The organism is Streptomyces sp. AK010, assembly GCF_014207295.1.
Taxonomy (GTDB): Bacteria; Actinomycetota; Actinomycetes; order Streptomycetales; family Streptomycetaceae; genus Streptomyces; species Streptomyces massasporeus.
On record NZ_JACHCX010000004.1, the window covers coordinates 16,465 to 35,483 of the forward strand.

Genomic DNA, 19,019 nt, shown 5'->3' on the forward strand with positions numbered 1-19,019 from the left:
ACCCCGGTCGGCGAGGGTACGGGCCGTGCTCATCGGTATTCGGATACGGGCCGTCCGCGTAGATCCTGTGGGTCAGCCGGACAGGGCCTCGCGGCGGTCGGCCGCGTACGCCATGGCGTGCTGGACGACGCCTATGAGTGCTTCCTTGACCGATTCGCGGTCCCGCGCGTCGCACATCAGGAGCGGCACGCCCTCGTCGAGGTCGAGGGCCTGGCGGACGTCCTCGATCGGGTAACGGGGAGCGCCCTCGAAGCAGTTGACGCCGACGAGGAAGGGGATGGAACGCCGTTCGAAGTAGTCGACGGCGGCGAAGCAGTCCTCCAGGCGGCGGGTGTCGGCGAGCACGACGGCGCCGAGCGCGCCCTCGGAGAGCTCGTCCCACATGAACCAGAACCGTTCCTGCCCGGGCGTGCCGAAGAGGTACAGCACGAGGTCCTCGCGGAGGGTGATACGGCCGAAGTCCATGGCCACGGTCGTGGTGTTCTTGCCTTCCACGCCGCTGGTGTCGTCGACCGGGCGCCCGGCCTCGGTGAGCAGCTCCTCGGTGCGCAGCGGTCTGATCTCGCTGACCGCGCCGACGAGCGTGGTCTTGCCCACGCCGAAGCCGCCGGCCACCAGGATCTTGAGCGTGACGGGCTCGACCGGAGGCTTGCCGCGCTCAGAACGCCCGAAGATCATCGATCTCTTCTCCTGCTTGATGGGGGTCGGGCGACGGCGGGCCATAGCCTCCGCCGCCTGGGGTTTCGATGACGAGTACATCGCCGGTGACGAGGTCCGCGGAGTCGCTGCCGCCAAGTGCGGTCACCGTGCCGTCCGCGTGCTCCACCCGGTTGGCGCCGAGAGCACCCGGCTCACCGCCCGCCATGCCGTAGGGCGGGACCCGGCGGTGCTGGGACAGGGTGGAGACGGTCATGGGTTCGAGGAAGCGGATGCGTCGTACGGCGCCGTCCCCGCCGTGCCACCGGCCGGCGCCGCCACTGCCGCGCCGGACGGCGAACTCCTCGAGGCGTACGGGCAGTCGCCACTCCAGAACCTCGGGGTCGGTGAGGCGGGAGTTGGTCATGTGGGTCTGGACGACGGGCGCGCCGGAAAAGCCGTCACCCGCGCCGGAGCCTGAGGCAACGGTTTCGTAGTACTGGTGGCGTTCGTTGCCGAAGGTGACGTTGTTCATGGTCCCGGAGCCCTCGGCCTGGACGCCGAGCGCCGCGTAGAGGGCTCCGGTGACGGCCTGGGAGGTCTCCACGTTGCCCGCGACGACCGCGGCGGGCGGCTCGGGGGCGAGCAGGGAGCCCGGCGGGACGACGATGGCCAGGGGACGCAGACAGCCGTCGTTGAGGGGGATGTCGTCGGCGACGAGGGTGCGGAAGACGTACAGGACGGCCGCGTTGACGACCGAGAAGGGGGCGTTGAAGTTGGTGGGCAGCTGGGCGGACGTGCCGGTGAAGTCGATGGTCGCGGCCCGGTTCTCGCGGTCCACGCGCACGGCCACGCGAATGACGGCGCCCGCGTCGGTCTCGTAGGCGTAGTCGCCGTCGTCGAGGGCGTCGATGACCCGGCGTACGGCCTCTTCGGCATTGTCCTGGACGTGCCTCATGTAAGCCTGGACCACGTCGAGGCCGTAGTCCTCGATCATGCGGCCGACCTCGTCGACACCCTTGCGGTTGGCGGCGATCTGGGCGCGCAGGTCGGCGAGATTGGTCTTCGGGTTGCGGGAGGGGTGGCGCGCCTCGGTGAGGAGGCGGAGGGTCTCGGCCTCCCGGAAGCGGCCCTTCTCGGCGAGCAGCCAGTTGTCGAAGAGGACGCCTTCCTCCTCGATGGTGCGGCTGCCCGCGGGCATGGAGCCGGGGGCGATGCCGCCGATCTCGGCGTGGTGGCCGCGTGAGGCGACGTAGAAGAGGATCTGCGGATCACTGTCCGGAGCACCCGACGAGCCGCTCCTCTCACTGTCCGGAGCACCCGACGAGCCGCTCCCTGCGTCACTCTCCGTGTCGGCCGGCGGTGCGGTGCCGAAGACCGGCGTGATCACGGTGACGTCGGGCAGGTGGGTGCCGCCGTGGTACGGGTCGTTGACGGCATAGGTGTCGCCCGGTCGCATGCGGGGGCCGCGCCGGCGGATGACCTCTTTGACGCTCGTGCCCATCGAGCCCAGGTGGACGGGGATGTGCGGGGCGTTGGCCACCAGGTTTCCGTCCGGGTCGAAGAGGGCGCAGGAGAAGTCCAGGCGCTCCTTGATGTTGACGGACTGGGCGGTTGATTCGAGGCGGGCGCCCATCTGCTCGGCGATCGACATGAACAGGTTGTTGAAGACCTCAAGCAGGACCGGGTCGACTTTCGTGTCGAGATCGGAACTCTGTGTAATCGTGGCGCGTTCCATGACCAGATGCCCGTCGTCGGTCGCCGTGGCCCGCCAGCCGTCGTCGACGACGGTCGTGGAGCTGGCTTCGGTGATGATCGCCGGGCCGGTGACGGTGTCGCCGGGAGGAAGGTCCTCGCGGCGGTGCAGGGGTACGTCGCGCCAGGCGCCGTCCGTGTGGAGGCGGACGGCACCGGGCGCTGCGGAACCGCGGGCGGAGCTGCCGTCGGGGGCGGCTCGCCAAGGGACGAGGGCGGAGAGATCGGGGGGTTCGGTGATGCCGGTGGCTTCGACGGAGAGGGCTTCGACGACGATCGGGCGGTCGAGCGTGAAGGAGTACGTGGCGCGATGACGTTCTTCGAAGGCGTGTCGCATCGTGCCGGGCTCGGTCAGCTCGACGGTGAAGGTGGTGTCCGTGCCGTCGTAGCGCAGTTCCGCGCGTCGGGTGACCTCGATGTGCTCCTCGGGGACGTCCTCGGCGAGGAGTTCGGCCCGGGCCGCCGCCTCCAGGTCTTCGGCGGTCTTGAGGACGCCGGGCATCGAGGCGGCTTCCAGGGGGGCCTCGACGGACTGCTCGCGCATGGCGGTGGTGTCGGCGAGGCCGATGCCGAGTGCGGAGAGAACGCCGGCCATGGGTGGTACGAGGACCGTGCGGATGCCGAGGGAGTCGGCGACCTTGCAGGCGTGCTGGCCGCCGGCGCCGCCGAACGTGGTGAGGGCGTAACGGGTGACGTCGTGGCCCTTTTGGACGGAGATCCGCTTCACCGCCGACGCGATGTTGGCCACGGCGATCTGCAGGTACCCCTCGGCGACCTGTTCCGGCGTGCGGTCGTCGCCGGTCTGCTCGCCGATCTCCCGGGCGAGGGCGGTGAAGCGGTCCCGGACGAGCACCTCGTCGAGGGCCTCGTCGCCGCCCGGTCCGAACACCTTCGGGAAGTGGGCGGGCTGGATCCGGCCGAGCATGACGTTGGCGTCGGTGACGGCGAGCGGCCCACCGCCCCGGTAGCAGGCAGGTCCGGGGTCCGCGCCCGCCGAGTCCGGCCCCACGCGGTAGCGGGAGCCGTCGAAGTGCAGGACGGAACCGCCACCGGCGGCGACGGTGTGGATGTCCAGCATCGGGGCGCGCAGCCGGACGCCGCCGATCCGGCTGGTGAAGACGCGCTCGTACGCGCCGGCGAAGTGGGAGACGTCGGTGGAGGTGCCGCCCATGTCGAAGCCGATCACGCGGTCGAAGCCGGCGAGCTGCGACATCCGGGCCATGCCGACGATGCCGCCGGCCGGCCCGGACAGGATGGCGTCCTTCCCGCGGAACTGCCCGGCCTCGGTGAGGCCGCCGTTGGACTGCATGAACATCAGCCGTACGCCTTCGAGCTCGTCGGCCACGTGCCGGACGTAGCGGCGCAGCACGGGCGAGAGGTAGGCGTCGACCACGGCGGTGTCTCCGCGGGGGACGAGCTTCATCAGGGGGCTGGCCTCGCCGGAGAGCGAGATCTGCGGAAAGCCGATGCGGGCGGCGAGGTCCCCGACGGCCTGTTCGTGGGCCGGGTGGAGGTGGCTGTGCATGCAGACCACCGCGACGGCGCGGATCCCGTCGTCGTACGCCTCCTGGAGCGGCCCGGCGAGGGCGTCCAGGGCGGGGGCGCGCAGGACGGTGCCGTCGGCGGCGATGCGCTCGTCGACCTCGACGACCCGTTCGTACAGCAGCTCGGGCAGGTCGATACGGCGGGCGAAGATGCTCGGGCGGTTCTGGTAGGCGATGCGCAGGGCGTCGCGGAAGCCGCGGGTGATGACCAGCAGCGTGCGCTCGCCCTTGCGCTCCAGGAGGGCGTTGGTGGCGACGGTGGTCCCCATGCGCACGCTGTCGACGGGGTCGTCGGAGCCGGCCAGCAGGGTGCGGACACCCTCGACCGCGGCGTCGGCGTAGCGGGCGGGGTTGTCGGAGAGCAGCTTGTGCGTGAGCAGCCGGCCGTCCGGGCTCCGGGCGACGACGTCGGTGAAGGTGCCGCCGCGGTCCACCCAGAACTGCCAGCCAGTCACGTCAGTACCCCGCTTCCGCGCTGCTCACAGCGCCCGGAGGCCGTTGATCACGTCGCGCAGAATACTCTCGTCCGGCAGCTCGGCAGGGGGTACGGGCCGGTTCACATGGACGAATTCTCCGTCCACGAGATCCCCGACGAGGACCCGTACCACTCCGATCGGCAGGTCGAGTTCCGCTGCGAGTTCGGCGACCGACTGCGGGATGTCACGGCACAGTTCGACGATGTCCACGTGCTCCGGGGAGAGCATGTGGTCCGCTTCCGGATCGTCCGCGTGCGGCTCCGCGACCACGACCGCGATCAGGTCCAGGCGGTGCTGGCCCTGGCTGCTGGTGCGGCCGCGGGTCATGGCGTACGGGCGGACGACCGGTCCGGCGTCGTCGTCGAACCAGTGGCTTCTTCCCTGACCGTCAGCGCTCATGTCATCCCACTACCCGCCTGCGGGCAGATCGGTGCGCGGAGCGGCGGCCAGATGCACGCCCACCCGCTTCACGAGCAGCGTCATCTCGTACGCGACCTGGCCGACATCCGAGTCGGCGTCGGAGAGGACGGCGAGGCAACTGCCGTCACCGGCGGCCGTCACGAAGAGGAAGGCGTCGTCGAGTTCGACGACCGTCTGGCGGACGTTGCCGGCCTCGAAGTGACGCCCCACCCCCTTGGCGAGGCTGTGGAACCCGGAGGCCACGGCGGCCAGGTGCTCGCTGTCCTCCCTGGTCAGGTCCTTGGACACGCCCGTCGGCAAACCGTCGCCGGAGAGCACGAGGGCCTTGCGGATGCTCGCTACTCGGTCCACCAGGTCATCGAGGAGCCAGTTCAGCTCCCCCTTGATCGTCGCGGTGTGGCCGGTCGCCTTCGGTGCGGTCATCGACCGTCCCCCTCTGTCGTTCCTTGCGGTGCTGCGCCGCTGTGGGCGGTATCGCCCGCGGCGTTCTCCTCACGGCCGCGCTGCCAGCCCCGCTGGAGCGATGCCATGCGGCTGCGTACTTCCTCGGCGTCGCGTTCGACGGGCTCGGCACCGTCATCGGTGCGCGGCTCCGAGCTTCGTTTCAGCTGCGGGGCCAGGTTCGCCTGCCGGACGCGCCGGGGCAGCGGGGCCGTGCCGGAACCGGGCTGTGGTGCGGAGCCGGTCCCCTGGGATGCGGAGCCGGTCCCCTGGGGTGTGGCGCCGGAGCCTGTCTCGTGGCGAGAGGGTGCGGCGGTGGTCTCCGAGGCGGAGCGGTGGCCGGGTGCCTGGGGGCCGCTCGAGGCGATCTCCGCGCGGCGGGTCCGCTTCGGGAGGACGGCGGACTCCGACCGGTCGCCCATGGCGCTGCCGGGCGAGGCCGGGGATGCGGTCTGGTCATCGTCGCGGCCGGCTGCGCCGATGCCACGGCGGGTGGAGTCCGTCCCACGACGACGGGACGGCAGCGGTGGCGGTGCGTCGGGCTGGGCGTCGCCCCGACCGCTGCCGGACGAGGAGTTCTCGGTGCGGCGCCGGGCCGGAAGGGCGGGCGCGGGTTCGGGTCCGGGTCGGCCGGTGGCCCGGCTGCCCGTGGACTCCTCGCTCCGGCGGCGTGACGGGAGCGCGGACGCGGGGCCCGACTCCGTCCGGCCGAGGGCCGTGCTGGACTCCTCGTCCGTCTTGCCCCGCCGGGTGCGCTGCTCGGTGACCGGGCGCCCGTGCGAGCTGACCAGCTTCGGGGTGTGGCGGCGGGACAGCGGGACCGGAGCGCTCAGCTCGTCGTCGGCGTCGGTGACGTCCCCCGTGGCGCGGACGTCGGTGGGCCGCCGCGGATCGGTGCGGCGAGCCGCGGTCTCGTCCGGGGCTCGGGTGAGGAAGTGGCGGGGGCGGAACAGACCACCGTGCTCTCCGTCCTCGTCCTCGAGGGCTCCGGGGAGGTCTCCGACGGCGTCCAGGTCGACGGGTGCCTCCAGCTCGACCGGTCCGTCCAGCAGGGAGGCGGGCAGGCCGGGGCGCTGTGCGGACGCCTGGGACAGCGCGGCGCGGCGGCTGTCCTGCGGCTCGCCCTCCGGGGCCAGCTGGGGGCGGTCGAGCCGGAAGCCGATGCCGTTGGTGTCCGGCACGTCGTCGGTCAGCAGCGCGTCGGGGATGAAGACCACGGCGGTCGTGCCGCCGTACGGGGAGGGCTGCAGAGAGACCCGGACGTTCTGGCGCTGGGCGAGCCGGCTGATCACGAACAGGCCGAGCCGGTCGGTGTCGGAGAGCTCGAACTCCGGCGTCTCGGCGAGCCGGAGGTTGGCGTCCAGGAGCGCTTCGGCCGCCATGCCGAGGCCGCGGTCGTGAATCTCCAGGGTGAAGCCGTTGGCGACGCGTTCGCCCAGGACCTGGACGGCGGTGTGCGGCGGCGAGAAGACCGTGGCGTTCTCCAGCAGTTCGGCCACGAGGTGCGTCAGGTCGGCGACGGCCGGGCCGCTGATGGCGATCCGCGGAAGCCGGCGGACCTCGATGCGTTCGTAGTCCTCGACCTCGGCGACGGCGGCGCGCACGACGTCCATCAGCTGGACGGGCTTGCGCCACTGCCGGGAGGGCGCGGCGCCGGAGAGGATCACCAGGCCTTCGGCGTGCCGGCGCATGCGGGTGGTCAGGTGGTCGAGACGGAACAGGTCGGCGAGTTCCTCGGTGTCCTCGGTCCGGCGCTCCATGGCGTCGAGGAGGGTGAGCTGCTTGTGGAGCAGGACCTGGCTGCGGCGCGCGAGGTTGACGAAGACCTCGGAGACGCCGGCGCGCAGTTCGGCCTGCTTGACGGCGGCTTCGACGGCGGCGCGCTGCAGGGTGTTGAGGGCCTGGCCGACCTCGCCCATCTCGTTCCTGTCGTATTCGAGGCGCGGGACCTCGGTCTCGACGTCGACCTGCTCGCCCGCGGAGAGGCGGCGCATGACACTGGGAAGCCGCACTCCGGACGCTTCGTGGGCCTCCAGGCGCAGTTGCCGCAGATCGCGGATGAGGGTGCGACCGACGCGCACGGACAGGAAGAGGGAGACCAGGAGCGCGATCAATCCGAGCGCACCGGCGATGACGGCCTTGGCGATGACGCCGACGGCCACGGGATGGACGCGGTCCTGGTAGCGGTCGTTGGCCTGGTCGTTGAGGGTGCCGAGTTCGTCGAGCACGTTTCCGGCGGCGCTGTCCCAGCTCTTGGCGGAGACCCCGCGGGGGCTGCCGCCCCCGGAGGAGACGGCGGCTTCCTCGGCCACGCGCAAGGGAGCGGAGGAGGCGTTCTTCCAGAAGGTCTGGTAGCGGTCGCGTTCCGCCACGGGCAGCAGCGGCAGGTTGACGTCGTACATCAGGGTGCGCTGGGCCACGAGGTCGGAGATGTCCCGCTCTTCGGAGTGCGAGATCCTGCCGACGATCAGGGCGGAACCGAGGAGGGCGTCCTCGCGGGCGAGCAGCTCGCGGGCGCGGGCGAGGTTGACCAGCGCGCGGTACTGCTTGTCCAGCTCGATGTTGTCGACCACGTGCAGATTGGCGAGGAGCACGTAGGAGGGGTCGACCAGCCGGTTGTAGAGGTCGAGGGCCTGGGTGCGGTTGACCGTGCCGTCCTCGACGCTGCGGCGCAGCGACTCGATGCCGTCGAAGGCGTCCAGGACGGCGGTCAGCCGCTCGTCGGTGTCCGCGCCCATCGCGTCGCGCACATCGGGGTTCCGTGCGTTCTCGCGGATGCTGCCGACGGCCTTGTCGGTGGCGTTCCGGCTGCGCCGGAGCGCGGCGAGGCCGTCGGACGCTCGGGGGTCGGCGAGGTAGACCAGAGTCTGGCGGCGTTCCTCCTGGAGGACGCGGACGGTGTCCTCGATGGGGTAGCCGATCTTCTCCACCACGGACGACACGTTGAAGAGGTCGCTGGCCTCACGTCCCGTGAGCACCGTGGCGAAGGCCCAGATCGCGGTCAGGGACACCAGCGGCACGAGGAGAAGCGCCACGATCTTCCGGCGGATGGACTTCCCGCGAAAGCGCATGGCCTCCCCCAGCTCGGGCCCCCGGCTACCGGGGGTACACATGTGCGTCAACAAACGGCGCGAGCCTACTACCGACCCACAGGGAACTCGAAGACCGGTCCGGAACCTGAAGTTCCGCGCCAGCCACGTGGCATGGCGAGTTGTCCGGGCATTGCGGGAGTTGTCTCCCCGAAACCGGTGGTCGGGGTGCGGGCCAACCACTCGACTCCGCCAGGGCGGTTGGCTGAAATTTTTCGGTTCTCGGGAATTTTCGTGAGGAGTTGTTCGTCCTTCTCCATGGGAAACGGGGGCGGAATCGGCCACAGGAGCCGCGTCCCGCACCTGGGCGGCGTAAAACAGCGCAAGCCGGGCAGCCACTGGGAAGCACGGGTCTTCGGACGCGAGCGAGCGGTCTGCTGGCGGTGGGGAGTGACACGGTGATGGGCACGGCGGAACGGCGCGGTGCGCCCAGGGCGGGTGGGGCGCAGCTGACGGGGCATCGGGATCCCGAGGCGACCGATCGCGACACTTCCGAGGGCGCGGAGCCCTTGGACCGAGAGACGGGGGCCCCGGTTCGCGAGGCGGGTCGTGGCACCCGCGAGCAGCACTACCGGCCCCTGTGGGTCGAGGAGCCCGCACGACGGCGTCGCCTGCCGGATCCGGTGCGGACGGCGGCGGTGCGGGCGGTCCTCCTCATAGCCGTGACGCTGATCCAGGCGATGGTGGCCTTCCTGTGCACGATGGCCGGGTCCTGGCTGGCGTTCCCCATGGTGATCAGCAGTGTGGTCAGCACGATCGCGGCCACTTGGGGAGCGCTCGACGTGTGGGTGACGCGCCAGGTCTGGAACCAGCGCAACGGCGTGGTGTCCGTGCCGAGCAGCACGGCGCGGGCCCTGCGGCGCGAGCGGCGCCGGGCCCGGCGGCAGGAGAGGGCCGCCGAGCGGGCGCAGGAGCGGATACGCCGGCCGGGTGGAGCCGGGCAGCTGTCCCACTCGTGAGGCATGGCGGAGGGAAGCCGGGGCGAGGCCACCGGACGCGAGGGGGGCCGCCGGGCCGAGACCAGGCCCCGGCGCGTCCTCGCCGTAGGCCCCGGCGCGTCCTCGCCGTAGGGCCCGGCGCGCGCTCACCGTTGAGCCCCGCACCTCCTCACCGTAGGGCCGACTGCGCCCGCCACTCCCCCGCGCCCCGCGCCAGATCGCGTCTGGCGCGCATGAACGGACGCGGGCGGTCCACGGCGAGCACGGCCGTCGTACGGCCGTTCCGCTCATAGTGGGCGAGGAAGCCGCCCTCGGCCGGTGCGCCGTCGGAGAGTTCGCCCTCGGTGATGCGGACGGTGTCGCCGTCCCGGTACCGGCCGGCGAACTGGATGCGGGCGCCGTACTGGTCGGACCAGAAGTAGGGCACCCCGTCGGCGGTCTCTGCGGTGCGGCCGGCGAGCAGATTGGTCACGGCGACCTTCGGCTGCTGGGTGGCGGAGGTCCAGTGTTCGGCGCGGTGACCGCCGACGTTGGCGACATCGCCGACGGCGACGACCTGCGGCAGGGCCGTCACGCAGCCGTCGTCGCACAGGACGCCGTCCCGGAGAGTCAGAGTTGAGCCGACGAGCCAGGCGGTGTTGGGGACGGCGCCGATGCCGACGATCACGACGTCCGCCGGGACGGTGCGGCCGTCGGTGAGGTCCACTCCGGTGACAGCGGCGGTACCTCGCAGCCCGGCCACGCCGGTGCCGGTGACCAGGTCCACGCCGGCGCGGCGGTGCAGTGCGGCGCAGACGCCGGCCATCTCGGCGCCCAGCTGGGGCACGAGCGGGAGCGGGGCGGCCTCGACGACGGTGACGCTGTGACCGAGAGAGGAGCACGAGGACGCGGTCTCGGCACCGATGAAGCCGCCGCCGATGACGACGACCCGGCGCGGGCTCCGGGTGAGTTCCTCGCGCAGGGCCAGTGCGTCGTCGAGGGTGCGCAGGGTGTGGACTCCGGCCAGGGTGTCGCCGGGCAGACGGCGGGCCGAGGCGCCGGTGGCGATGACGACGCCATCGGCGGAGACGGCGCGGCCGTCGTCCAGCAGCACGGTGCGGCCTCGGGCGTCGAGGGCGCGGGCGCGGACGCCGAGGATCCACTCGGCGTCGAGCTCGGCGGTCTCCTCGGCGTCGGTGAGCGCGAGGTGGGTCTCGCCGGATCGGCCGGTGAGGAAGTCCTTGGAGAGGGGTGGTCGGTCGTAGGGCTCGTGGGGTTCGTCGCCGACGATCACGAGACGCCCGTCGTAGCCCTGGGCCCGCAGTTCCCGGGCGGCGTAGAGGCCGGAGAGCGAGGCGCCGACGATGGTCACGGTTCGCATGCGGGGTGCCTCCTCGCGGCGCCGGGAACGACGCCGGCCGCACCCGCCGGGGTGCCGCTGCGGGTGCCTGGTGCGTCGGCCTCACCGGCCGCGATGCGGCAGGCGCGGGCCCTCGGTGGGTGGGTGTCACCGGCCCTGGCGTGGCGCCCGCCGACTCCGGGGGCCTGGGCTCGTCCGCCCGCGGCGTGGCCCACCGTGGCGGCCCGCTCGCTCGCGCCACCCGTGCGCTGGGTGTTCACGCCGCCGTCCCCTCCTCCGCAGCGAGGTGGAGGTGGATGACGCCGTCGTCGACGGTGACGCGGTGGGTGCGGACGGGGCGGCGGGCGGGGAGGCAGGTGGGGACGCCCGTGCGCAGGTCGAACGAGGCCGCGTGCAGCGGGCATTCGACGAGGCAGCCCTCCAGCCAGCCCTCGGAGAGGGAGGCGTCCTGGTGGGTGCAGGTGTCGTCGATGGCGTAGAGATCGCCGTCGTCGGTGTGGAACACGGCGACGGGCGGGGTCGTCTCGACGCGGAACGACTCACCCTTGGGGAGGTCTTCGAGGTGGCAGACGGGAATCATGGGCCCCCCTCTCGGTCCGGGACGCATGGTCCGGACCAGTTCGGCCAGACTGTAGGCAGTTCAGGAGTGCCGGACCAAGGGCGGTTCCGGGCACGGGAAGGTGTTGGTGCACGTCATCCGGTCCCGCCCCGGGGGCGGGCTCCCTGCCAGGAGTTCGTCCCCTACCGAGATCCGGACCCTTCGGTAACATGAAGTTTCACATGGCGCATGAGCAAGCGCTATACGCAACAGAATCCGGGCGGGGCGACCGTCGCGTCAAGGGGTTCCCGCAGATGCGGCCCAAACAGGGCCGACAGGTGGTGAGAGTTCAGCCATGACCCGCACGCAGAAGCAGTCCGGCCAGGAGGAGAACCGCACGGAGAGCGGAGCCAAGCGGAGCGGCAGAGGCGCGGCGAGTGCCGTCCAGTCGGTGGACCGCGCCGTGAGTGTGCTGGAGATCCTCGCGCGGCACGGCGAGGCGGGGGTGACCGAGATCGCCGACGAGCTGGACGTGCACAAGTCCACGGCGTTCCGGCTGCTCGGCGTTCTGGAGAACCGCGGCCTGGTGGCCCAGGCGAAGGACCGCGGCAAGTACTACCTGGGCGCCGGAGTACTGCGCCTCGCGGGGGCGGCGGCAGTACGGCTGGACGTCTCCCAGGAAGGCGTCCCGGTGTGCCGGGAACTGGCCGACGAACTGGGCGAGACGGTCAACATCGCGGTCCTGGACGACGACGCGGCGGTCAACATCATGCAGGCCCGCGGCACCGCGTCCGTCACCGCGCAGAACTGGCTCGGCCGGCGCACCCCGCTGCATGCCACGGCCAGCGGAAAGGTGCTGCTCGCCCATCTGCCGCCGACCCTGCGCGAGGGTCTCCTGGCGCGCCCGCTGCACCGCTTCACGGAGCGCACGGCGACCGTCGCGTCCATGCTGCGCGGCGAGTTGGACACGGTGGTGCAGCAGGGGTACGCGATCACGGTGGAGGAGCTGGAGATCGGGCTGGCGGCAGCGGCGTCTCCCGTACGGGCGCACGACGGCAAGGTCATCGCGTCGCTCAGCGTCTCGGGGCCGGTGTACCGGCTGACCCGGGAGCGGCTGCCCGAGGTGGCCAAGCGGACGGAGGCGGCGGCGATCGAGCTGTCCCGTCGTATGGGTTACGGCTTCTGACGCAGGCACGGCCGGTCGGCGGCGGGGCCACGGCCTCCGACGCCGCGCCGGCGCCGCGGGAGCACAGCGCGGGATCAGGTGAAATCCCTGGTCCCGCGCTGTTGTGTGTCCGGCGGGTTTCGCACGTCCCGTTCCGTTTTCCAAGGGTTGACCCGAACCATGGCTCGTACCTCTTGACGGCTCCTCCATGGCGTTCCCACTATGTTCCTCATCGCGCAACCCATCGTGCATTGCGCAACAGCAGAGGAGCTTGGTCGTGCCACACGAGGTCCGTGCCGTAGTCGCTGTCGAGAAGGGCGCACCCGTCGAGGTGCAGACGATCGTGGTTCCCGATCCCGGGCCCGGGGAGGTCCTCGTCAACGTTCAGGCCTGCGGGGTCTGCCACACGGATCTGCACTACCGGGAGGGCGCGATCAACGACGACTTCCCGTTCCTGCTGGGCCATGAGGCGGCCGGCACGATCGAGGCGGTCGGCGAGGGGATCACCGAGCTCAAGCCCGGCGATTACGTGGTGCTGGCCTGGCGGGCCCCCTGCGGCAGTTGCCGTTCTTGTCGCCGGGGCCGTCCCTGGTACTGCTTCGACTCCCGCAACGCCACCCAGCCGATGACCCTGCTGGACGGCACGCCGCTCTCCAACGCCCTCGGTATCGGGGCGTTCGCCGAGAAGACGCTGGTCGCGGCGGGACAGGCGGTGAAGATCGACCCGGCGGCGCGTCCGGAGGCGGCCGGGCTCATCGGCTGCGGCGTGATGGCCGGGTACGGCGCGGCGGTCAACACCGGCAACGTCGGCCGGGGTGACTCGGTCGCCGTGATCGGCTGTGGCGGGGTGGGCAACGCGGCGATCGCGGGCGCCTGTCTCAACGGCGCCATGAAGGTCATTGCCGTGGACATCGACGACAGGAAGCTCGACCAGGCCGAGAAGTTCGGCGCCACGCACACCGTCAACTCACGGGGCACGGACCCGGTCGAGGCGGTGCGGGAGCTCACCGGTGGCTTCGGCGTCGACATCGCGATCGACGCCGTGGGCCGCCCCGAGACCTTCCGGCAGGCCTTCTACATGCGCGACCACGCCGGTCTGCTGGTCCAGGTCGGGGTGCCGTCCCCCGAGATGCAGGTCGAACTGCCGCTGATCGACGTGTTCTCGCGGGGCGGCGCGATCAAGTCGTCCTGGTACGGCGACTGTCTGCCGAGCCGCGACTTCCCGTACCTCATCGATCAGTACCTGTACGGGTTGCTGGACCTCAACGCCTTCGTCAGCGAGACCATCGCCCTGGACCAGGTGGAGGCGGCGTTCGCGAAGATGCACCGGGGTGAGGTGCTGCGTTCGGTGGTCGTGCTGTGAGCACACCCCCCGCTCCCTGAGCCAGCCGATCCCACGCGGGTCCGCAACCCCGACGCCCCACCCCCGTACCCGCTGGGCCCAACGCACCACCCCATACCCGCTGGGCCCAACGCACCACCCCATACCCGCGCAGCCTCAACGCCCCGCTCCCCCAACGCGCACCCGTCCCGGCAACGCGCACCCGTCCCGGCAAGGAGGGGCATGTCCAGCACACCCGAAATCCCCCGCGTGGTCGTCATCGGCGCCGGCATCGTCGGCTGCTCCCTCGCCGACGAACTGACCGCCCGCGGCTGGACCGACATCACCGTCCTCGAACAGGGGCCCCTGCCCGCCCCCGGCGGCTCCACCTCGCACGCCCCCGGCCTCGTCTTCCAGACCAACTCGTCGAAGACCCTCACCGCCCTCGCCCGCTACACCGTGGAGAAGTTCACCTCGCTCGACGTCGACGGCGTCTCCTGCTTCCATCAGGTCGGCGGTCTGGAGCTGGCCACCACCCCCGACCGCCTCGCCGAACTGCACCGCAGGGCCGGCTACGCCGCCTCCTGGGGCGTGCGCGGCGAAATCGTGAGTGCCGCACGCTGCAAGGAACTGTGGCCGCTGATCGACGAGTCGCTGGTCCTCGGCGGCTTCCACACCCCGGACGACGGTCTCGCCCGGGCCCTGCTCGCCTCCCGAGCGCAGATGGCCCGGGCCTGCGCGCGGGGCGCCCGCTTCCTGGAACGGCACACGGTCACCGGCATCGAGCGGGAGGACGGCCGGGTCACCGGCGTCGTCACCGACCGGGGCACCTTCCCGGCCGACCACGTCGTCTCGGCGGCCGGCTTCTGGGGGCCGGTCATCGGCCGCATGGCCGGCATCGACGTCCCGCTCCAGCCGCTGGCCCACCAGTACGCCAGGACCGGGCCGCTCCCCGAGCTGAGCGGCGCCACCGCAGAGGCCTCGAAGCCGATCCTCCGCTTCCAGGACCGCGACCTGTACTTCCGCGAGCACACCGACCGCATCGGCATCGGCTCGTACGCCCACCGGCCCCTGCCCGTCGACCCGTTCGCGGTCCCGCCGTACGACGAGGCCCGTGCCCGGAACATGGACATGCCGTCCTCCTACCCCTTCACGCAGGAGGACTGGGCCCCCAGCTGGGCCGACTGCCGGCAGCTCATGCCCACCCTGCGCGACGCCGAGATCGAGGCGGGCTTCAACGGGGTCTTCTCCTTCACCCCCGACGGCATGCCGGTCCTCGGTGAGTCCCGGCGGCTGCGCGGCTTCTGGTTGGCCGAGGCCGTCTGGGTCACGCACTCCGCCGGCGTCGCCAAGGCCGTCGCCGAGTGGATGGTGGACGGGCGGCCCTCGATCGACCTGCACGAGTGCGACCTCACCCGGTTCGAGGAGGCGCAGCGCTCACCGTCGTACGTCCTAGAACGCGGTGCGCAGCAGTTCGTCGAGGTGTACGACGTGATCCACCCGCTCCAGCCCATGGAGCGGCCCCGGCCCCTGCGCGTCAGCCCCTTCCACGCCCGACAGCAGCAGCTCGGCGCGTACTTCCTGGAGGGCGGCGGCTGGGAGCGCCCGCACTGGTACGAGGCGAACGCCCCGCTCGTGGACGCCCTCGGGCCGCTGCCCGCGCGTGACGCCTGGTCGGCCCGCCACTGGTCCCCCGTCGCGGCTGCCGAGGCGAAGGCGACCCGTGAGGGCGTCGCCCTCTACGACATGACGCCGCTGCGCCGCCTGGAGGTCACCGGCCCCGGCTCTCTCGACTTCCTCGACCGTATGACCAGCAACAACCTCCGCAAGAAGCCCGGCGCGGTCACCTACAGCCTGCTCCTCGACGCCTCGGGCGGCATCCGCTCCGACCTCACCGTGGCCCGCCTCGCCCCCGACCGCTTCCAGGTCGGCGCCAACTCCCCCGCCGACCTGGACTGGCTGCTGCGTCACGCGCCCGCGGACGTTCACATCCGGGACATCACCTCCGGCACGTGCTGCGTCGGGGTCTGGGGGCCGCTCGCCCGCGACCTGGTCCAGCCGCTCACCCCCGACGACTTCTCCCACGAGGCCTTCGGCTACTTCCGGGCCAGGGAGACATACATCGGGCACGTCCCGGTGACGGCCATGCGGCTGAGCTACGTCGGCGAGCTCGGCTGGGAGCTGTACACCACCGCCGACCTGGGGCTCCGGCTCTGGGACACGCTGTGGGATGCAGGCCGGGAACTCGGCGTGATCGCGGCGGGCCGGTCGGCGTTCAACTCCCTGCGCCTGGAGAAGGGCTACCGCGCCTGGGGCGTCGACATGACCGACGAGCACGACCCGTTCGAGGCCGGTGTCGGCTTCGCGGTCCGCATGGACCGGGACGACTTCGTCGGCAAGGCCGCGCTCGCCGGGAAGGGCGAGGCCCCCCGGCGCCTCACCCCGCTGCTCCTCGACGACCCCGCCGCCGTGGTCCTCGGCAAGGAGCCCGTCTACGTCGACGGCCTCCCGGCCGGCTACGTCACCAGCGCGTCGTACGGCTACACGCTCGGCCGTTGCGTCGCGTACGCCTGGCTGCCCGCCGGTCTTCCCACGGGCACGGGCGTGCACATCGAGTACGTCGGCGAGAAGGTCCCGGCCACGGTCGCCGACGAGCCGCTGTTCGACCCGAAGATGACGCGCATCCGCCGCTAGGGGGCATGCCTTGGCCTCTCTGAGGAGCACGCACGTGACGACCACCCCGACCACCCCGACCACCCCGACCACCCCGAGCCTGATCGCCACCCTCCCCGGGCGCTACTACACCGACCCGGACGTCTTCCGGCAGGAGCAGGAACGCGTCTTCGAGGCGATGTGGTTCTGCGCGGTCCGCAGTGCCGACCTGGACCGGCCCGGTGCCTTCCGCACCGTCCAGGTCGGTCGCGAGAACGTCATCATCACCCGGACCCGCAGGGGCGAACTGCGCGCCTTCCTGAACGTCTGCCGGCACCGTGGGGCGCGGTTGTGCGTGGAGGAGTCGGGCGAGATCCGCCGCACGCTCCAGTGCCCCTACCACGCCTGGACGTACGACCTCGACGGCAAGTTGATCGCCGCTCCCAACCTGATCAAGATGCCGGACGTCGACCGTGTCGCGTACGGGTTGATCAATGTCGCCCTGCGCGAGTGGCTGGGCTACGCCTGGGTGTGCCTGGCGGACGAGCCGCCCTCCTTCGAGGAGACGGTCCTGGACGCGGCCGTCGAGCGGCTCGGCGACGTCGCCGCGATCGATCATTACGGCACGGAGAGCCTCGCGCTCGGCAAACGCATCACCTATGACGTGAAGGCGAACTGGAAACTGATCGTCGAGAACTTCATGGAGTGCTACCACTGTGCGACGATCCACCCCGAACTGACCGAGGTGCTGCCTGAGTTCGCCGACGGATACGCCGCCCAGTACTTCGTGGGCCACGGCGCGGAGTTCGGCGACGAGGTCAAGGGCTTCACGGTCGACGGCAGCGAGGGCTTCGGAAGGCTGCCCGAGGTGAGCGCCGAGCAGGACCGCCGCTACTACGCCATCACGGTCAAGCCCACCGTCTTCGTCAACCTCGTCCCGGACCACGTCATCCTGCACCGCATGTTCCCGCTCGCCGAGGACCGCACGGTCGTCGAGTGCGACTGGTTGTACGCGCCCGAGGTGGTGGAGTCCGGGGCAGACGTGGCGAAGTCCGTGGAACTCTTCCACCGCGTCAACGTCCAGGACTTCGAAGCCTGTGAACGGACGCAGCCGGCGATGGCTTCCCGTGCCTACCGCGAGGGCGGTGTGCTGGTCCCCAACGAGCACCACATCCAGATCTTCCACGAATGGCTCATCGAGCGGCTGGGAGGCGCGCATGCCGGACCTGTTCATTGACGGTGAGTGGCGAGGCGCCCTCGACGAGCGCACCCGTGAGATCCGCTGCCCGGCCGACGGCTCCCTGGTCGGGGTCGTGGACGAGGCGGGCGGCAAGGACACGGCGGAGGCGATCGCAGCGGCCCGCCGGGCCTTCGACGAGGGGCCCTGGCCCCGGACCCCGGCGCAGGAGCGTGGCGATCTGCTGCTGCGCGTCGCCGACCTCCTGGTGCGGGACAAGGACGCCCTCGCCCGCGCGGAGTCCCTGGACACGGGCAAGCGGCTCGTGGAGAGCGCGGACGACATCGACGACATCGCGAACTGCTTCCGCTACTTCGGGCGGCTGGTGGCGAGCGAGCACGGCCGGGTCGTGGACACCGGCCGGGACGACGTGGACAGCCGGGTGGTGCACGAGCCGGTCGGTGTGTGCGGGCTGATCACCCCCTGGAACTACCCGCTCCTGCAGACGGCGTGGAAGGTCGCCCCCGCCCTCGCGGCGGGCAACACCTTCGTGCTCAAGCCGAGTGAACTGACCCCGCACACCGCGATCCACCTCCTGCGCCTGCTGGCGGAGGCCGGCCTTCCGCCGGGCGTGGGCAATCTGGTCCTGGGCGCGGGACCGGAGGCGGGCGCCCCGCTCGCCGACCATCCGGACGTGGACCTGGTCTCCTTCACCGGCGGCCTGGAGACCGGCCGCCGTCTGATGGCGACCGCCGCCACGACGGTCAAGAAGGTGGCCCTCGAACTCGGCGGCAAGAACCCGAACGTCGTCTTCGCCGACGCCGACTTCAAGACGGCCGTCGACATGGCGCTGACCGCCGTGTTCCTGCACTCGGGGCAAGTGTGCTCGGCGGGAGCGCGGCTGCTCGTCGAGGACCGCCTGCACGACCGGTTCGTCGACGAGGTGGTGCGACGGGCGAAGGCCATCCGGCTGGGCGATCCGTTCGACGACCGGGCGCAGACCGGGCCGCTGATCTCGGCCGCCCACCGGGCCAAGGTCGAGGCGTACGTGGCGCGGGGCGTGGCGGAGGGCGCGGTGCTGCGCTGCGGCGGATCCCGCCCGGACCGGCCGGAGCTGGCCGACGGGTTCTACTACCTGCCCACCGTGCTGGACGAGTGCGCCTCGGGGATGTCGGTGGTCCGGGAGGAATCCTTCGGACCCGTCCTCACCGTCGAGCGGTTCACGAGCGAGGAGGAGGCCGTACAACTCGCCAACGACACGGTCTACGGCCTCGCCGGCGCGGTGTGGACGAGCGACGAGGCACGCGCGGCCCGGGTCTCGGCCCGGCTGCGGCTCGGCACGGTGTGGATCAACGACTACCACCCCTACGTCCCGCAGGCGGAGTGGGGCGGATTCAAGCAGTCCGGCTTCGGACGCGAACTGGGGCCCGCGGGGCTGGCCGAATATCGCGAAACGAAGCACATCTGGCGCAACACCCGTCCCACCCCCCAGGGTTGGTTCGACTGACCCACGCCGCCCTGAGGCACA

Annotated in this window: 13 protein-coding genes; 6 read left to right on the plus strand and 7 right to left on the minus strand. The window is 71.5% G+C overall.

Going from position 1 to position 19,019, the window contains the following annotated elements; translation table 11 throughout:
* Positions 1 to 72 precede the first annotated feature (72 nt).
* From HDC93_RS08875 to HDC93_RS08895, 5 genes are read right to left on the minus strand one after another with little or no spacing between them, the layout of a single operon-like run.
* Positions 73 to 678, minus strand: coding sequence for an ATP/GTP-binding protein (locus tag HDC93_RS08875; RefSeq protein WP_185008943.1), 606 nt, complete (start codon positions 676 to 678; stop codon positions 73 to 75).
* Complete coding sequence (locus HDC93_RS08880; protein WP_185008945.1) at positions 659 to 4,390, minus strand: hydantoinase B/oxoprolinase family protein; 3,732 nt, start codon at positions 4,388 to 4,390, stop codon at positions 659 to 661. The genes HDC93_RS08875 and HDC93_RS08880 overlap by 20 nt, the downstream gene beginning before the upstream one ends.
* Before the next feature lie 24 nt (positions 4,391 to 4,414).
* Positions 4,415 to 4,810, minus strand: coding sequence for a DUF742 domain-containing protein (locus tag HDC93_RS08885; RefSeq protein WP_031109092.1), 396 nt, complete (start codon positions 4,808 to 4,810; stop codon positions 4,415 to 4,417).
* A 9-nt stretch (positions 4,811 to 4,819) separates the two neighbouring features.
* On the minus strand, positions 4,820 to 5,254 hold the full coding sequence (locus HDC93_RS08890) for a roadblock/LC7 domain-containing protein (protein WP_031109090.1): 435 nt from the start codon (positions 5,252 to 5,254) through the stop codon (positions 4,820 to 4,822).
* A complete protein-coding gene (locus HDC93_RS08895) occupies positions 5,251 to 8,343 on the minus strand; it encodes a nitrate- and nitrite sensing domain-containing protein (RefSeq protein WP_185008948.1) in 3,093 nt (1,030 codons plus the stop codon). Before HDC93_RS08895 ends, HDC93_RS08890 begins: the two co-directional genes overlap by 4 nt.
* A 419-nt stretch (positions 8,344 to 8,762) precedes the next feature.
* On the opposite strand from HDC93_RS08895, the gene HDC93_RS08900 reads away from it, so the two are divergent.
* A complete protein-coding gene (locus HDC93_RS08900; RefSeq protein WP_185008950.1) occupies positions 8,763 to 9,320 on the plus strand; it encodes a hypothetical protein in 558 nt (185 codons plus the stop codon).
* Positions 9,321 to 9,468: 148 nt separating this feature from the next.
* On the opposite strand, the gene HDC93_RS08905 is transcribed toward HDC93_RS08900, so the two are convergent.
* The gene (locus tag HDC93_RS08905) at positions 9,469 to 10,659 is read right to left on the minus strand and encodes an NAD(P)/FAD-dependent oxidoreductase (RefSeq protein ID WP_185008952.1); all 1,191 of its coding nucleotides are present in this window, start codon (positions 10,657 to 10,659) and stop codon (positions 9,469 to 9,471) included.
* Positions 10,660 to 10,894: 235 nt separating this feature from the next.
* Positions 10,895 to 11,218, minus strand: coding sequence for a bifunctional 3-phenylpropionate/cinnamic acid dioxygenase ferredoxin subunit (locus HDC93_RS08910; RefSeq protein WP_031107233.1), 324 nt, complete (start codon positions 11,216 to 11,218; stop codon positions 10,895 to 10,897).
* Between the two features lie 313 nt (positions 11,219 to 11,531).
* Here HDC93_RS08910 and HDC93_RS08915 point away from each other — a divergent pair, with 313 nt between their 5' ends.
* From HDC93_RS08915 to HDC93_RS08935, 5 genes are all read left to right on the plus strand, one after another.
* Positions 11,532 to 12,362, plus strand: coding sequence for an IclR family transcriptional regulator (locus HDC93_RS08915; RefSeq protein WP_185008954.1), 831 nt, complete (start codon positions 11,532 to 11,534; stop codon positions 12,360 to 12,362).
* Between the two features lie 256 nt (positions 12,363 to 12,618).
* Complete coding sequence (locus HDC93_RS08920; RefSeq protein WP_185008956.1) at positions 12,619 to 13,704, plus strand: S-(hydroxymethyl)mycothiol dehydrogenase; 1,086 nt, start codon at positions 12,619 to 12,621, stop codon at positions 13,702 to 13,704.
* Positions 13,705 to 13,905: 201 nt separating this feature from the next.
* The gene (locus HDC93_RS08925) at positions 13,906 to 16,356 is read left to right on the plus strand and encodes an FAD-dependent oxidoreductase (RefSeq protein ID WP_185008958.1); all 2,451 of its coding nucleotides are present in this window, start codon (positions 13,906 to 13,908) and stop codon (positions 16,354 to 16,356) included.
* Positions 16,357 to 16,390: 34 nt separating this feature from the next.
* Entirely contained in the window at positions 16,391 to 17,551 is a 1,161-nt protein-coding gene (locus HDC93_RS08930) for an aromatic ring-hydroxylating dioxygenase subunit alpha (RefSeq protein WP_185008960.1), read from the plus strand.
* On the plus strand, positions 17,532 to 18,998 hold the full coding sequence (locus HDC93_RS08935) for an aldehyde dehydrogenase family protein (RefSeq protein WP_185008962.1): 1,467 nt from the start codon (positions 17,532 to 17,534) through the stop codon (positions 18,996 to 18,998). The genes HDC93_RS08930 and HDC93_RS08935 overlap by 20 nt, the downstream gene beginning before the upstream one ends.
* Positions 18,999 to 19,019: the final 21 nt, after the last annotated feature.

Bases quoted from the DNA above. Each gene is read 5' to 3' on its own strand.
- HDC93_RS08875 (WP_185008943.1), bottom strand. From the start codon at position 678: ATGATCTTCGGGCGTTCTGAGCGCGGCAAGCCTCCGGTCGAGCCCGTC.
- HDC93_RS08885 (WP_031109092.1), bottom strand. From the start codon at position 4,810: ATGAGCGCTGACGGTCAGGGAAGAAGCCACTGGTTCGACGACGACGCC.
- HDC93_RS08890 (WP_031109090.1), bottom strand. From the start codon at position 5,254: ATGACCGCACCGAAGGCGACCGGCCACACCGCGACGATCAAGGGGGAG.
- HDC93_RS08895 (WP_185008948.1), bottom strand. From the start codon at position 8,343: ATGCGCTTTCGCGGGAAGTCCATCCGCCGGAAGATCGTGGCGCTTCTC.
- HDC93_RS08900 (WP_185008950.1), top strand. From the start codon at position 8,763: ATGGGCACGGCGGAACGGCGCGGTGCGCCCAGGGCGGGTGGGGCGCAG.
- HDC93_RS08905 (WP_185008952.1), bottom strand. From the start codon at position 10,659: ATGCGAACCGTGACCATCGTCGGCGCCTCGCTCTCCGGCCTCTACGCC.
- HDC93_RS08910 (WP_031107233.1), bottom strand. From the start codon at position 11,218: ATGATTCCCGTCTGCCACCTCGAAGACCTCCCCAAGGGTGAGTCGTTC.
- HDC93_RS08915 (WP_185008954.1), top strand. From the start codon at position 11,532: ATGACCCGCACGCAGAAGCAGTCCGGCCAGGAGGAGAACCGCACGGAG.
- HDC93_RS08925 (WP_185008958.1), top strand. From the start codon at position 13,906: ATGTCCAGCACACCCGAAATCCCCCGCGTGGTCGTCATCGGCGCCGGC.
- HDC93_RS08935 (WP_185008962.1), top strand. From the start codon at position 17,532: ATGCCGGACCTGTTCATTGACGGTGAGTGGCGAGGCGCCCTCGACGAG.